Genomic DNA, 16,169 nt, shown 5'->3' with positions numbered 1-16,169 from the left:
CACGACGATCGCCACAAAGGCGCGTATTTTGACCGCCACTTAACAACCGATCCCCAATGACGTGATGCATTTCGCATCGTCACCTCCGGTCGGTATGCTGTGCCGCATGCAGCCAAAGAAATACGCCCTGCCGCTGATGGTCCTGTCGCTGGCCGCCACCTCCGTGGCCCACGCGCGCGGCACCATCGACAAGGTGGACATCAAGGGATTGGACAAGGGCGACGACGCCGCGATCATCGAGAACATCCAGGAATCGCTGTCGCTGTACGACACGATCGGCAAGGAGCAGGGCGAGTCGCGCCTGGAATACCTGCTGTCACAGGCCGAGCGGCAGACCCGCCAGGCGCTGGAACCGTTCGGGTACTACAACCCGGTCATCAAGGTCGAAGCGCCGCGCGTGGATGAGCACGTGCGTGTGCTGATCCATGTCGACAAGGGCACCCCGGTGACCGTGCGCCGCGAGCACATCGACATCACCGGCCCAGCGATGTACGACCAGTACCTGCAGGACGACCTGGCCGCGTTCAAGCCGCGCAAGGGCCAGCGGTTCGAGCATACGCAGTACGAAGCCAGCAAGATCACCGTCACCCGCCGCCTGGCCGAACGTGGCTATTTCGACGCCGACTACACCCAGCGGCAGGTGCAGATCACCCGTGCCGACAATGCCGCCGACATCGATCTGACCTGGGACAGCGGCCGGCGCTACAACATGGGCCCGGTGCGTTTCGAGCAGGACTACTTCGTGGACAAGCTGTTCGACCCGCTGGTGTACTGGGAACAGGGCAGCTATTTCCACGAGGGCAAGCTGGACCGGCTGCGCGAGTCGCTGACCAAGCTGGACTACTTCAGCGTGATCGACATCCAGCCGCGGCCGGACGAGGCTGATGCCAACGGCGAGGTGCCGGTGGATGTGAAGCTGACCCGCGCCAAGCGCACCATCTACACCGCCGGCCTGAGCTACGGCAGCGAGAGCGGCCCGGGTGTGCGCGGTGGCATCGAGCGGCGGTTCCTGAACAACCGCGGCCACAAGATGAACACGCAGCTGGACTATGCGCAGAAGCGCAAGAGCCTGGTGACCAGCTACCGCATTCCGGCTTTCAACTGGCTCGATGGCTGGTACACCTTCGCTGCCAGCGCCTACGACGAGCAGACCGACTACATCGACCTGCGCAACTTCAAGCTGATCGCCAGCCGCAGCGGCGAGATCAACGAGCACTGGACCGCGATCGCCTCGATCAACGCACTGCGCGAGCGTTGGCGCTATGCCTCCGGCACTGAATTCACCGATGCGGTCTACAACACCTCGACCCTGGTGTATCCGCAGATGGTCGCCGACTACGTCAACGTCGACGACGAGATGTTCCCGCGCAAGGGCATCAGCGGTACCGCGACCATGCGTGCCGGCATCGAGGGCGCCGGTTCGGACACCAGCTTCGTACAGGCCAACGCCGTGCTGCGCTGGTACATCCCGGTGGGTGAAAGCAATCGCCTGATCCTGCGCGGCGAAGGCGGCACCACCTGGACCAGCGACCTGGTGGCGATGCCGCCGAGCCTGCGCTACTTCGCCGGCGGTGACCGCAGCATCCGTGGCTATGCCTACCGCGAAGTGGGGCCGCGCACGCCGGCACCGGACAAATACGCGCTGGGCGCCAAGAACCTGGTGATCGGCTCGGCCGAGTACGAGCACTACTTCAACGGTGGCCCGTGGGGTGCGGCGGTGTTCGTCGATACCGGCAGCGCCTTCGACAACACCATCGACCTGCATACCGGCGTCGGCTTCGGCGTGCGCTGGAAATCGCCGGTGGGACCGGTGCGCGTGGATATCGCGCATGGCCTGAACAACCCGGATTCGCAGTTCCAGCTGTACCTGAACATCGGAGCGGACCTGTGAGCACGCCCGCACCGAGCCCGAACACGCCGCCGCCGCGCGTGCGCTTCTATCGCCGCCGCCGCTTCTGGGCCTGGTCGGGCGTTGGCGTATTAGGCCTGGTGCTGCTGGCCCTGCTGGCGGTTTACTGGTTGCTGCAGACCGTGGCCGGCCGTGACGTGCTGCTGGCGCAGGTGGTGGCGCGGCTGCCGGTGGGCGCCAGCTTCACCTGGGACAAGGTGGACGGCCCGGTGGCCGGCCCGCTGACCCTGTACAACGTCGACTTCCGCTACGACGACATCCATTTCCATGCAGAACGCGCGCACCTGGAGCCGGACCTGCGCCCGCTGCTGGGTCGCAAGCTGCTGCTGGACAAGCTGGAGCTGACCAACGCGACGCTGAACCTGGCCAAGAGTGAGGAGCCGTTCAAGCTGCCGTCGTGGCCGGATTCGCTGCCGCAGATCGAGATGCCGCTGGCGATCCAGGCCGACGCCATCGCCATCGATGGCTTCCGCATCAGCCAGGCCAACGAGCCGGTGATCGACATCAGCCGCGTGCGTGGCGGCATCGAGATCGCCAACGGCGAGTTCCAGGCGCACAAACTGGTGGTGGACAGCGACATGGGCAATTTCACCGCCCAGGGCCGCTATATCCCGGCCAAGGACTACGACACCGACGTGACCGTCACTGCCGTGCTGCCGGCGCCGCGTGGACGTACCGCCGCCACCGTCGGCCTGGTCGCTCGTGGCGACCTGGCGCACATGGAGGTGGCCGTAGCCGGGCGCGCGCCGAAGCCGCTGCACGCGATGCTGGTGTTCGATGGCCGTACCGACCCGACCTGGAACGCCACGGTGCGCAGCGACGAACTGGACCTGGCGCTGCTGTCGCCGGCACTGGCGAGCACGGCGATCGCACCGCTGGCACTGGATTTCACCGCGGCCGGCAAGGGCGGCAACGCCAACCTGCACGGCAGGATCAAGCAGGGCGATCAGGAACTGGAGCTGGCACCGTCGGTGGTGTCGCTGCAGGACCAGGTGCTGAAGGTTTCACCACTGCTGGTGAAGGGGCTTGGCGGCGAAGCGCGGCTGGAAGGCACGGCCGATTTCAGCCAGGAAGACCAGCAGAAGCTCAACTTCTCGGTGGTCGCACGCGATCTGACCTACGTGCCGGCGCCCGATCCGAACACGGCCGGCAGCGCACCGGTGCCGGTCACCCTGAAGGAAGCGCGCTTCGGACTGGCCGGTACCCTCAAGGCCTGGGCGGCGATCGGCCGTGCCGAGGTCGAGCGTGATGCGCAGAAGGCACAGCTGCGCTTCGATGTGCGCGGCAACGACCAGGCCGCGTCGATCCACCAGCTGCAGGCACAGACCCCGGGTGGCCAGCTGCAGGTGGAAGGCCAGGTGGCGTGGGCACCGCAGCTGGACTGGGATGCCAAGGCCACGCTGAAGGACTTCGACCCCGGCTATTTCGTGCCGGGCTGGAATGGCCGCCTGTCCGGCAACCTGGCCTCGAAGGGCCGCCAGCTGCCGCCGCCGGCCAATGCGCCGCCGGGTACCGCCGGCACGCTCGAAGCCACGGTCGATCTGCCGTCGCTGAAGGGCATGCTGCGCCAGCGCAACCTCGACGCGCAGGGCAAGTTCGCGTTGCAGGGCGCGCAGGGCCAGGGTGACCTGAAGCTGTCGCTGGGCAGCAGCCGGGTGACCGCGTCGGGCAAGGTCGGTGACCGCCTCGACATCGATGCGCGTTTCGAACCGCTGCAGCTGAGCGATCTGCTGCCGGGCGCCGATGGTGGCCTGCGCGGCCAGGTGCAGGTGAAGGGCCCGCGCGATGCACCGGACATCACCGCCGACCTGGTCGGCAACAACCTCAACTGGGATGGCTACGGCGCCGAAAGCGTGAGCATCAAGGGCCACCTGCCGTGGCGCGGCGACAGCGGCACGCTGGCGGTGCAGGGCCAGCAGGTCAACGCCGGCATGCTGCTGGAACGCTTGAATGTGGACGCGCAGGGCAGTGTCTCCAACCTGCGCCTGGCGGCGCAGACCCGCAACGAGATGGGCGCGGTCGAGCTGCAGGGCAGCGTGCGCCAGCAGGGCACGCAGTGGCGCGGCGAACTGGCTTCGCTGCGCATCGCGCCGGTGAAGGGCGATGCCTGGTCGCTTCGTGCACCGGCGGCGTTCGCGATCAACGGCGGAACCTACACGCTGTCCGAGGCCTGCCTGGCCGCCGCCAGCAGCGGCGCACTGTGCGCACAGGCCAACTGGCCGCGCGAGGGCCTGGTGGTGCGCAGTGATGCGTTGCCGTTGGCACTGGTGCAGCCGTGGTTGCCGCCGCAGTCCGGCCGCCGCATCTACCTGCGCGGCGATGTCAGCCTGGACGCGCAGATCCGCCCGCGCGGCAATGCCTGGGAAGGCCACGTGGAAGTGCGCTCGAAGGAAGGCGGCGTGCGCCTGGGCGAGAACCGCAACACCGTGGGCGATACCACCCGTGGCGAGCTGGTGCGATATGACCAGTTCTCGCTGAAACTCGACATGACCCCAGCCAGCATCAAGGGCTACCTGGGCATGGGCTTCCAGGGCAACGGCTTCGTCGACGCGAAGATGCAGACCGGCTGGGAAGCCAGCGCGCCGTTGAACGGCGAGCTCTACCTCAACATGTCGCGGCTGTACTGGCTGGAGCTGTTCTCGCCGGACATCGTGCGCCCGACCGGCCTGATCGAAGGCCACGTCAGCCTGCGCGGTACGCGTGGCCAGCCGTCGCTGGGTGGCGACGCGCAGCTGAGCAACTTCAAGGGTGAATTCCCGGCACTGGGCCTGACCTTCGACCAGGGCAAGGGCAGCTTCGTGGCGCAGCCCGATGGCTCGGCGAAGATCACTGCGCAGGCCAACTCCGGCCAGGGCACGCTGTACGTGGATGGTGGCCTGTCCTGGTTCGGCGATGCGCAGCCGCTGCAGCTGAAGATCCACGGCGAGAACGTGCTGCTGTCCAACACCAGCGAACTGCGCATCGTCGCCAATCCCAACCTCGACTTCACCCTGGCCAAGGCGGCGATGGAGCTGCGTGGCACCGTGCACGTGCCCGAGGCCGACATCGACCTTGAGCGCCTGGACCGTGGCACCTCGGTGTCCGAAGACGTGGTGGTGCTCGACCCGGCCGATCCGGAAGAGTCGCGCACCTCGCCGCTGGACATGGACCTGACGGTCAGCCTCGGCGACAAGGTGAAGATGACCGGCTTCGGCCTGAAGGGCGCGCTGACCGGCAAGATGCAGGTCTGGGCCAAGCCTGGCCGCGAAATGACCGCCAACGGCGGGCTGGAAGTCAGTGGCCGCTACAAGGCGTACGGGCAGGACCTGACCATCACCCGTGGCAACCTCACCTGGAACTACAACGCGGTGTCCGACCCGCGCATCAACATCCGTGCCGAGCGCCGGATCGGTGATGTCACTGCCGGCATCGACGTGACCGGGCGTGCGCAGCAGCCGCGTGCGGACGTGTGGTCCGAGCCGGCGATGTCGCAGTCCGAAGCACTGGCCTACCTGGTGCTGGGTCGCAGCCTGACCGGTGCCAGCAGCGACCAGGCCCAGCAGGTCAACGCGGCCTCGGCGGCACTCTCGGCCGGCAGCGGCCTGCTGGCGTCGCAGCTGGGTGCCAAGCTGGGCCTGGACGACGCCGGTGTGAGCCAGTCGCGCGCGCTAAGCGGCTCGGTGATCGGTGTCGGCAAGTACATCTCGCCCAAGCTGTACGTCGGCTACGGAGTATCGCTGGTCGGTGCCGGTTCGGTGATCACGCTGAAGTACCTGCTGCGCCGCGGCTTCGACGTGGAAGTGGAATCGAGCACGGTGGAAAACCGTGGTTCGATCAACTGGCGGCGGGAGAAATAACCCGTCGCCACTCAACCCCCCTCTGTGCCGGGGTCCATCTGGCGGACAACGGCGAAGGAACGGGCTGGCCTGCGCGGACGAGGCCCGTGCGTGAGCATGCCGAGTCCATCAAGCGGCGACGGTCGCTCGACGGGCGCTGGCGCGGACGCCGTCCGCGATGGAGTCCCTCCAACGAAGGGTGTCAGCATGAGGACGCCAGACACGATGACCACCGAGGCATGGATTGCCACGTGTTTCATGCTGGACGTGCTGATCGCGATGGGTCGAGCGGCATCACCCAGCAAGGCCAGCGCCGCCAGGACGGCCAGCACGACGAGAGCGCCCAGCAGGCAGCGGACAATTGCCACCTGCATCTTCATGAGATTGAAGCGCCTGGGTTCGGATATCGCCATCCAGAAGGCGACCTGATCCCCGTCCAATGGCGCCAGCGTGTCACGGACGCCATGCACCCCCAGACGCTGCATCGTGTGCCGCATGGTGGCAGCACGCCCGGGCACGCTGGCCGACAGCAGCGATTGCAGCCAGTGCCATGGTCGGGTCAAGCGTTCCACGCGGGCATGCGCCTCGATAGCGGACACCCGGTCGTGCGGTCGGTCCAGGGCTGCGGTGAGGGCCGCGTGGTTGCGCGGCTGCAGCTGCCAGTGGCGATGCAGCAGGTTGCGCCGTGCGCGGACGCGGTAGGGATCGATATCAGCCCGGATCTCATCCCAGCAGAAGTATCGACCGAGCAGATCGAAGTTGGACTCGCACAGCGGCCGGCCCTCGTGCAGCAGCTGCTGCAATACCACGTCACCGATACGCGGCCTGTCGGCCAATGACCACAGCTCCGGACGATGGGCCAGCCAGTGCTCGAAGCTGGCCGGGTCGGCATCGGTCGCGGTGTTGATCAGCAGACGCGCAAACCGGGGCAGGTTCAATGACGGCTCCACCACATCGTCCGGCAGGTCGGTGTCGAACGTGCATGGACGATGCAGCACCGGCATGTGGTCCATCGACGAATGGCTGTCGTACAGCGCCGGTGGGCCGGGTGGGCTGTTGTCTGCAGGTGGGGCCGACAGCGCTTCTGCACCGTCTTCCTCCTGCCATTGCGTGCGGTTGCGCACCCACAGCAGGGCCTCCTGGTAAGCCTCGTGCAGCGCCTGGAATGCCACGGGGTCTTCGTCAGGGCGCGCCGTGCGCAGTTTCTGCGCGTAGGCGCGCTTGATCGCCCGTTCGTCGGCGTCGGTGTCGAGCCCGAGCGCGTCCAGTGCCCGGTTCACACGGTGTTTCCAGAGGCCGGCGGGAGCCCGTCAATCGACGCGTGACGGCGCGTGCGATGTATGAACTCGGCTCCCCACTGCAGCAGGATCAGAACGATGCCTGCTTCGGCGATCAGCATGGCAAGCACCATGAACACGGCATGTCGGATTCCGAACCGTATCCGCGAACCGACGCGTCGCCACAGGCGCGTAGTCGCCAAGGGCAGTGCCATGAAGATCAACAGGGTACCTTCGATGCGGTGGCCAAGGCCATGGACAAGAACCAGGCTGCCGATCGCCATCAAGGGCGCTGGCAGCGCCAGCAGCCATCCCCAGCGTGAAGGGGGCAGATCCAGCGTCAGCTGGCGCAGCGCCCAGCGCACAGGCACCCACAGTGCGCCGATCGCAGCCAGCAGCAGGCCAAAAGGCACCCCCAGCTGGGCGAAAATCGCGGCTTCGCCCGTCTTTCCCTGGACCAGCGAGACGCCTGCGATTCCAGCAAAGAACAACAGGCTGCAAACGCCCAGCAGTACGCCACGCAGTGCGTTCAGCTGCCAGCGCCACCGGTTGGGCCGGGAGATGTCTGCAAGACTTCGCCAGAACAGGATCTGCTGCGGATCCCATGCCTCGGGCACCTGTTCCCTTCCGCCCGCCTCGATGGCATCCAGCAGTGCGTTGACTTCATTGATGTGCTCGGGCAGCTGCGCCTGCCAGAGGGATCGTCGCGGGTGCCATGGCTGCGACAGGTAACGCAGGCAACGGCTGACCGTGATCTTCCCCAGCCGCAGGCTGCCCTCTTGTTCAAGCAGTGCCGACAGCTCCGCCGCATTCCCGGTCTCGGCGGCCCAGCGTCGATGACCGCGCGACTGGATCGATGCCAGCCTGTCCGGATCCACGCCATCGTGTACATCATCCCAGCCAAAGCAGCGTGCCAGCAGACCCATGTTGGCTGCGCTGATGCCGTTGTGACTGCGTGCCAGTTCATCCAGCAGCGCGTCGCCCACCAATGGCTTGTAGCGCAGCGACCACAGCACCGGCGTGGCTTCCAGCCAGGGGCCGAAGTCGTCGACCGGCAACAGGTATGCCTGGCGCAGGATCAACTGGGCGTGGCTTGCTACATCGACCACCCCGTCCAGCTCCACCACCGGTGCCGTGCGCAGCAGCACAGGCGTGCCGCGGGGTGGCAACGGAGGCGAGTACGAACGCGTTTCGGGTGGCGCCCATGCCACGTCGGCGTCGTGCGGCCAGGGGCCGATATCGGCTGCATGCTCCGCCGGTTCGTCCTCGTCCTCGTCCTCGTCCTCGTCCGCAGCATCGGTACCGGCCAGCGCTTCCTGGCGGACCCAGTCCAATGCTGCCTGATAGGCCTCATGCAGGTGCTGGAAGGCGACGGGATCCTGGTCGGGGCGAGTCACCCGCAGGCGCTTTGCGTAGGCGCGCTTGATCGCGCGCTCGTCAGCGGATTCGTCCAGCTCCAGGACGTGAAGTGCCCAGCTCATGCATCGCGCTCGAGGGTGTCGAGTGCCTCGTCCAGCTGATGGCGATGACGCTCGACGGCAACGGCATCCTGGCTCTCCAGCACATGGCGGAAGCTGCTCAGCCACGACTGCAACTGTTCGCGGTGATGGATGCGTTCCTCGTAAAGGCGCTCGGTGCGGGCGATCACCGCGAGGTTGGGCTGGGCGTCACGCGGGTGGATCTTCAGCGCTTCCAGTGCGCGCAGGCGCTGCTGGATCTCTTCGGGTGACAGCAGTCCGGGATTCTGCTCCAGGATGAGCTCGTGGCGCTTGCCGGTGGCGTCCTCGGTGACTTCGACCTGCAGCAGCCCATTCACGTCGTAGGTAAAGCGGGCGGTGACGCTGCGTTCTTGCATCGAGACAGAATGGGTCAGCGGCACGGTCAGCTCACCGAGCTTGATGTTGCGATCCACCGTCGGGCTCTCGCCCTGGAACACGTCGATGCGAATGGCGCTTTGCCGCTCGTGCACCGGGTAGAAGCGATCCTCGCGGCTGACCGGCACCACGCTGTTGCGCTGGATGATCGGGTGGAAATAGCCGCTGCGCTCGCCACCGGAAGCATCCTGGCGGGACACCTGCGTGCCCAGCGTGTAGGGGCAGACATCGGTCAGCACGACCTCGCGCAGCGATTCGTCGCGTGCCTTCAGCCCGGCGGCAACGGCGGCACCCAATGCAATTGCCTGGTCCGGATGGACGTGGCGCAGCGGCAGCCGGCCGAACATGCGGGTCGCCAGCTTGCTGACCATCGGCATGCGTACCGCACCGCCGACCAGGATGATGTCGTCCAGCGCCTCGGGCTTGAGCCGGGCGTCGCGGATCGCGCGTTCGATGGGCGCACGCATGCGCAGCAGCAGTGGCTCGCAGAGCTGCGTGTAGCGTGCCTCGTCCATCTGCCACTGGCGTTCGCTGCCGGCCAGGGGCAACTGCAGGCTGGCGGCGCCGCTCAGGCTGAGTTCGCGCTTGAACAGTTCCAGCCGACGCAGCAGCTGCGCCTGTTCGGCAGCGGACAGGTCGCCGGCGGACGTGCCCTGGTCGGCATGGAAGGCCTGCACGAGTACCTGCAGGAAATCCTCGCCGCCCAGGAAGTTGTCGCCGGCGCTGGCATGTACTTCGACCACGCCGTCGAACAGTTCCAGGATGGAGACATCGAAGGTGCCACCGCCCAGGTCCAGCACCAGCACGCGGCCTTCGCCATCACGCTCCTGCAGGCCATAGGCCAGCGCGGCGGCCGTGGGTTCATTGATCAGGCGCTCGACGCGGATGCCGGCCAGCTCGCCGGCCGCCCGGGTGGCCTTGCGCTGGGCGTCGGAGAAATACGCCGGTACGCTGATCACCGCCTCCTCCACCTTGTGGCCCAGGGCGGCTTCAGCGTCAGCCAGCAGCGAGCGCAGCACCATGGCCGAGAGCTCCTCGGGGCGGAAACTGCGCTCACCCAGCCGGGTCTCGCGATCGCTGCCCATCCAGCGCTTGAAGTGGGCCACGGTCTGCTGTGGATGGCTGACCAGGCGGTCGCGGGCCGGCTGGCCAACCAGCACGGCGCCATCCACCAGGCTCACCACCGACGGCGTCAACAGCTCGCCATGGGCATTGGGGAACAGCTGCGGCCCGGCTGCCGTGTGCATGCCGACGAGGGAATGGGTGGTGCCAAGATCGATACCGACGATCATCTGCTGACGTCCGATGTGCAGAAAACGGCAATTCTAGGAGTGCGGCGCAGGCCTGACTATCGGGCGTTGCCCGACAGCGCCCCAGCGGCTATGGTCCCGAGCTGTTCTGTCGTACCGGATTGCCTCATGTCACCACGCAAAGCCCTTCCCACCGCCCTGGCCCTGGGCCTGACCCTCGCCGCGGGTGCCCACGCCGATGAAGGCATGTGGATGCCGACCCAGCTGCCGGAACTGGCCAAGCCGCTGCAGGCAGCCGGCTTCAAAGGCAATCCGGCCGACCTGGCCAACGTCACCGCGCCGCCGCTGAGCGCGGTGGTGCGTGCCGGTGGCGGCACCGGCTCGTTCGTGTCCGCCGATGGCCTGCTGCTGACCAACCACCACGTGGCGATGGGCGTGATCCAGTACAACAGCTCGCCCGAGCACGACCTGATCAACGGTGGCTTCATCGCCAAGGATCGTGCCGACGAGCGCCCGGCCAACCCGGACTTCCGCGTGCTGGTCACCGTCGGCTTCGACAAGGTGACCGACCAGGTGCTCGCGCAGGCCCGTGGCAAGACCGGTCGCGCCTATTTCGATGCGGTGGACGCGGCCAGCAAGCAGATCGTGGCCGAGTGCGAGAAGGATGGCAGCGTGCGCTGCTCGGTGGCCAACATGTACTACGGCACCGACTTCTACCGCATCGCCCAGCTGGAACTGAGCGACGTGCGCCTGGTGTATGCACCGCCGCGCGCGATAGGCAACTACGGCGACGAGATCGACAACTTCATGTGGCCGCGCCACACCGGCGACTTCACCCTGCTGCGCGCCTATGTCGGCAAGGACGGCAAGCCGGCCGCCTATAGCAAGGACAACGTGCCCTACCAGGCGCCGGCACACCTGCAGATGTCGGTGGAAGGCCCGAAGGAAGGCGATTACGCGATGCTGGCCGGTTACCCGGGCATCACCTACCGCCACCGTACCGCCGCCGAATTCGCCAGCCAGATCGATGCCGTGCTGCCTCGCCGCGTGTCGGTGTTCCAGCAGATGATCGACACCATTGAGGCCGCCAGCGCCAAGGATGCGCAGGCACGTACCCGCTACGCCTCGCAGCTGCAGTCGCTGAAGAACAACCGCAAGCGCGCTGCCGGTGAACTGGAAGGCCTGCTGCGCAGCGATGCCAAGGCCCAGCGTGCCGCCGACGAGACGGCGATGCTGGCTGCCACCGACCGCAAGTACCAGGGCGATATCAAGGCGCTGCTGGCCAACCTGTCGCAGGGCGCGGCGGTGGGCGAGCGTGACCTGCTGCTGGACCAGATGGCCGCGCAGAGCCAGCTGCTGCGCTCGGCGCTGCTGCTGGAGCGCCTGCGCATTGAATCGGCCAAGCCTGACGCGCAGCGCGAGAGCGGCTACCAGCAGCGCGACCAGGCGATGATCGAAGGCGTGCTCAAGCAGGTCCAGCGCCGCTACGCACCGGAGGTCGAGAAGGCCCTGCTGACCACATTGCTGACCCGCTACCAGCAGCTGCCGGACGCACAGCGCGTGGCCGAGTTCGACGCTGCCTTCGGCCGCACCCCGGAGCAGCTGGCCAAGGCGCTGGACACCCTGTACGCCGGCACCCAGCTGGGTGACGAGGCGCAGCGCCTGTCGCGCTTTGCTGCCGCCCGCGAAGGCAAGGCCCTGGCCGCAGACCCGCTCATCGCCGTGGCCGGCCCGCTGGTGGCCGCGCAGCTGCGCATCGAGAACGAGAGCAAGACCCGCGAAGGCGAGCAGTTGCGCCTGCGCCCGGCGTACATGCAGGCGCTGTTCGCCTGGCGTGCCAAGCAGGGCCGTGCGGTGTACCCGGATGCCAACCGCACCCTGCGGATCAGCTACGGCAAGGTCGAGGCGCTGCACCCGCGCGACGGCGTGACCTACTCGCCGGTGACCACCGTGGCCGGCATTGTCGAGAAGAACACCAACGCCTATCCGTTCGATGCTCCCAAGCCGCTGCTGGCGGCGATCGCCAAGGGTGACTTCGGCAGCACCGCCGACCCGGCGCTGAAGACCCAGACGGTCAACTTCCTGACCAACCTGGACACCACCGGCGGCAACTCCGGCTCGCCGGTGCTCAACGCCAAGGGCGAACTGATCGGCCTGAACTTCGACAGCAACTGGGAATCGGTCAGCGCCAGCTGGTGGTTCGACCCGCGCTACAAGCGCGCCGTGCACGTGGACATGCGCTACCTGCGCTGGCTGCTGGCCAAGGTCTACCCGGCGCCCGAGCTGCTGAAGGAAATGGGCGTGCCGGCCCAGTAAGAAGCCGGCCACGACCAACGGTCGTGGCCCGCACCGCGTAGACCCCCACCTTGGTGGGGGTGGTTGCCCCCAACGAGCCCGCACCCCCGGCCACGCCTGGCCTACACTGCGGGTTCCTCCGACGGAAACACACGCGTGGTCTCCAGTTGGATCCTGCTGCTGGTCTCGGTTGCCTATGCCGCGCTGCTGTTCGGCGTAGCGTGGTGGGGTGACCGTCGGCCGATGTATCCCGACCGGCCGTGGCTGCGGCCGGTGGTCTACAGCCTGGCGCTGGCCGTTTACTGTTCGTCGTGGACCTTCTACGGCGCCGTGGGTACCGCCGTGCGCAACGGCATCGGCTACCTGCCGATCTACATCGGTCCGTTGCTGCTGCTGTTGTTCGGCTGGCGCATCATCGAGCGCCTGGCGCTGATCGCGCGCAGCCAGAACGTGGTCTCCATCGCCGATTTCATCTCCTCGCGCTTCGGACGCTCGCGGCGGCTGGCGGCGCTGGTGGCGATCATCGCGCTGATCGGCATCATTCCGTACCTCGCCCTGCAGTACAAAGCGGTGGCGATGAGCCTGCAGGTGCTGACCGGCAACACCGGCCCCACCGGTTTCTTCACCGACCCGGCGCTGTACGTGGCGTTGCTGATGGCGTTGTTCGCCACGCTGTTCGGCACCCGCCAGGTCGATGCCACCGAGCACCACCACGGCATGATGCTGGCGATCGCCTTCGAATCGGTGATCAAGCTGCTGGCGATGGTGGCGGTGGGCGTGTTCGCCTACCTGTGGCTGAGCAACCGCACCGACGCGGTGGTGGAGTCGGTGCATACACTGTTCACCGGGCTGCCGCCGGTGGGATTCATCTCGCAGACGCTGCTCAGTTTCCTGGCCATCATATGCCTGCCGCGCCAGTTCCACGTGGCGGTGGTCGAGTGTGGTGACGTGCGCGACGTGCGCCGCGCGCGCTGGATGTTCGGTGGCTACCTGGTGCTGATCTCGGGCATGGTGCTGCCGATCGCCACCGCCGGCGTGACCCTGTTCGGCACCGGCGGCAGCGTCGCCGACGACTCGATGGTGCTGGCGCTGCCGCTGGCCGAGGGCCGCAATGCGCTGGCGCTGATCGCCTATGTGGGCGGCTTCTCGGCAGCCACCGGGATGGTCATCGTCTCGTCCATCGCACTGGCCACCATGGTCAGCAACGACCTGGTGATGCCGGTGCTGCTGCGCCGGAGCGGTGACCACCAAGAGGCCGCCGACGTCGCCTCGCGCGTGCTGTGGATCCGCCGCCTGGCGATCCTGCTGCTGGCATTGATGGCCTACAGCTACTACCGCACCAGCAGCAACGACAGCACGCTGGCCTCGTACGGCCTGATGGCGTTCGCGGCGGTGGCGCAGTTCGCGCCCGGCCTGATCGGCGGGCTGTACTGGCGCGGCGCCAGCCGCCGTGGCGTCGAGGTGGGCATGCTGCTGGGCTTCGCCACCTGGCTGTACACCCTGCTGCTGCCGGCGATGACCATGGCCGGTTGGGTTGACGCGGGCTGGGTGCAGCACGGCCCGTTCGGCATCGAGTGGCTGCGCCCGCAGCAGCTGTTCGGCATGACCGGCTGGGACCCGCTGACCCATGGAACCTTCTGGTCGCTGCTGGTGAATGCGGCAACGATGATGCTGGTGTCCGCGCGTTGGCGCCCCGGCGTGGACGAACGCCTGCGTGCCGCGCCGTTCCTCGATCCTTATGCCGAACGCCCGTCGGTGGCGGGTGGCTGGCCCGGCCACGTGCACGTGGGCGACCTGCTGGCGCTGGCCTCGCGCGTGGTCGGCGAACGCCATGCACGGCGTTCGTTCTTCGAGCAGGCGCAGTCGCTGGGCCGCGAGCTGCAATCCTCTGCGCCTGCGGACCGACCGTGGGTACAGTTCACCGAGCGCCTGCTGGCCGCATCGATTGGTGCGGCATCGGCGCGCCTGCTGCTGACCAGCCTGCTGCGTGGCTCGGGCATGGACCTGGGCGAAGTGGTGGCGGTGCTGGACGAAGCCGGGCAGGAGCTGCGCTTCAACCGCGAGATCCTGTCGACCACGCTGGAGAACATCAGTGCCGGGGTCAGCGTGGTCGATCCGGACATGCGCCTGACCGCATGGAACCGCCGTTACCAGGACATGTTCGGCTACCCCGACGGCATGCTCTACGTGGGCCGCCCGGTGGCCGACCTGATCCGTTACAACGCCGAGCGTGGCGAGCTGGGCGAGGGCGATATCGAAGTGCAGATCAACCGCCGCATCGGCTACATGCGCGCCGGTTCACCGCACGTGTTCGAGCGCACCCGCAGCGACGGCAAGGTGATCGAGATGCGCGGCCAGGCACTGCCCGGCGGCGGCTACGTGACCAGCTACAACGACATCACCGATTACAAGCACGCGGAAAAGGCACTGCTGGAAGCCAACGAGACGCTGGAACAGCGCGTGGCCGAGCGCTCGCACGAGGCCGAGGTCGCGCAGCAATCGAAGACGCGCTTCCTGGCGGCGATCAGCCATGACGTGCTGCAGCCGCTGAACGCCGCGCGCCTGTTCGCTTCCGCGCTGCGCGACAGCGACCACGTGAGCGACGAGCAGAAGCACCTGGCCGAGCGCGTGGATGCGTCGCTGCGTGCTGCCGAAGAACTTCTTGATGGCCTGCTGGACGTGTCGCGCCTGGATGCCGGTGGCCTGCACCCGGTGATCGGGGAGTTCGACGTGAGCGCGTTGATGCGCGAGCTGGCGGCGCAGTACACGCCGGTGGCCGCAGGTCGTGGCCTGCGCCTGGACCTGTTCGCGCGCCCGGCCTGGGTACGCAGCGATCGCCGCCTGCTGCGCCGCGTGCTGCAGAACTTCCTCGCCAACGCATTGCGCTATACCCGGCAGGGCCGCATCGTGCTGGCGGTGCGCCATCGTGGCGACGAAGTGGAGCTGCAGGTATGGGATACCGGCCCCGGCATTCCCGAGCACCACATGCGGCAGATTTTCGATGAGTTCCACCGCTACCAGCAGCCGTTCGACTGGGGCGAGCAGGGACTGGGCCTGGGCCTGTCGATCTGCCAGCGTATCTCGCGACTGCTGGACCATCGCCTCAATGCCCGCAGCCGCGTCGGCAGCGGCTCGATGTTCTCGATCATCCTGCCGCGTGTGGCGCCGCTGCCGGGCTACACCGAACTGGCCACGCCGGTGCAGGCCGTGGCCACGCCGCTGCGCAGCGATTCGCTGGCTGGCCTGCGCGTGCTGTGCGTGGACAATGACGAGGAGATCCTCGACGGCATGCGCGCGCTGCTGGGCCGCTGGCAGGTGCAGGTGATCACCGCCGCCACCGTCGACCAGGCGCTGGAGAAGATTGCCGAGCGCCCGCAGGTGATGCTGGTGGACTACCACTTGCATGACCGCATGGATGGCCTGGATGCGCTGGTGGCGCTGCGTGAAGCGGCCGGCTATCCGCTGCCGGGTGCACTGCTGACCGCCGATGGCCGCGACGAGCTGAAGCGGATGGCGCGCGAACGCGGCTACCGCGTGCTGACCAAGCCGATCAAGCCGGCCTCGCTGCGCGCCTTCCTGGGCGCACTGCGCGATGCTGGCAACAGCGACGCCTGACGGGCAACTGTAGAGCCGAGCGCACGCTCGGATCGCGCGTGGTGCGTGGTATTCCGTGGTTCGGCCGAACAGCAGCCGAGCATCGGCTCGGCTCTACAAGTTCCCGGTTGCGCGACCCCTCTGTAGAGCCGAGC

General features: G+C 67.4%; 7 protein-coding genes. 4 read left to right on the top strand and 3 right to left on the bottom strand.

Features of this window, described 5'->3' with window-relative positions; genetic code table 11:
* The first annotated feature begins 94 nt into the window (after positions 1–94).
* Together QRO91_RS12985 and QRO91_RS12980 are read left to right on the top strand one after the other, a co-directional pair.
* Positions 95–1,891 (top strand): autotransporter assembly complex family protein, encoded by a 1,797-nt coding sequence (locus QRO91_RS12985; protein WP_080355060.1) that lies wholly within the window; start codon positions 95–97, stop codon positions 1,889–1,891.
* Entirely contained in the window at positions 1,888–5,745 is a 3,858-nt protein-coding gene (locus QRO91_RS12980; RefSeq protein WP_197650794.1) for a translocation/assembly module TamB domain-containing protein, read from the top strand. The genes QRO91_RS12985 and QRO91_RS12980 overlap by 4 nt, the downstream gene beginning before the upstream one ends.
* An 11-nt stretch (positions 5,746–5,756) precedes the next feature.
* Here the strand turns inward: QRO91_RS12980 and QRO91_RS12975 are convergent, their stop codons facing one another.
* From QRO91_RS12975 to QRO91_RS12965, 3 genes are read right to left on the bottom strand one after another with little or no spacing between them, the layout of a single operon-like run.
* Positions 5,757–7,004, bottom strand: coding sequence for a transmembrane chaperone heat shock protein (locus QRO91_RS12975; protein ID WP_049430267.1), 1,248 nt, complete (start codon positions 7,002–7,004; stop codon positions 5,757–5,759).
* Entirely contained in the window at positions 7,001–8,482 is a 1,482-nt protein-coding gene (locus tag QRO91_RS12970; RefSeq protein WP_049430265.1) for a transmembrane heat shock chaperone, read from the bottom strand. Before QRO91_RS12970 ends, QRO91_RS12975 begins: the two co-directional genes overlap by 4 nt.
* A complete protein-coding gene (locus tag QRO91_RS12965; protein WP_049430263.1) occupies positions 8,479–10,167 on the bottom strand; it encodes a molecular chaperone HscC in 1,689 nt (562 codons plus the stop codon). Before QRO91_RS12965 ends, QRO91_RS12970 begins: the two co-directional genes overlap by 4 nt.
* Before the next feature lie 126 nt (positions 10,168–10,293).
* On the opposite strand from QRO91_RS12965, the gene QRO91_RS12960 reads away from it, so the two are divergent.
* Both QRO91_RS12960 and QRO91_RS12955 read left to right on the top strand, forming a co-directional pair.
* Complete coding sequence (locus QRO91_RS12960) at positions 10,294–12,441, top strand: S46 family peptidase (protein ID WP_049430261.1); 2,148 nt, start codon at positions 10,294–10,296, stop codon at positions 12,439–12,441.
* 135 nt (positions 12,442–12,576) lie between these two features.
* Positions 12,577–16,035: a PAS domain-containing hybrid sensor histidine kinase/response regulator gene (locus QRO91_RS12955; RefSeq protein WP_049430260.1), complete on the top strand. Its 3,459-nt coding sequence runs from the start codon at positions 12,577–12,579 to the stop codon at positions 16,033–16,035.
* The last annotated feature ends 134 nt before the right edge of the window (positions 16,036–16,169 follow it).

The sequence above is a fragment of the Stenotrophomonas maltophilia group sp. Smal32 genome (assembly GCF_030237085.1).
GTDB classification, from domain to species: Bacteria; Pseudomonadota; Gammaproteobacteria; order Xanthomonadales; family Xanthomonadaceae; genus Stenotrophomonas; species Stenotrophomonas maltophilia_Q.
Note: the sequence above shows the minus strand (reverse complement) of the source record. Positions and strands in the feature narration are given on the sequence as shown.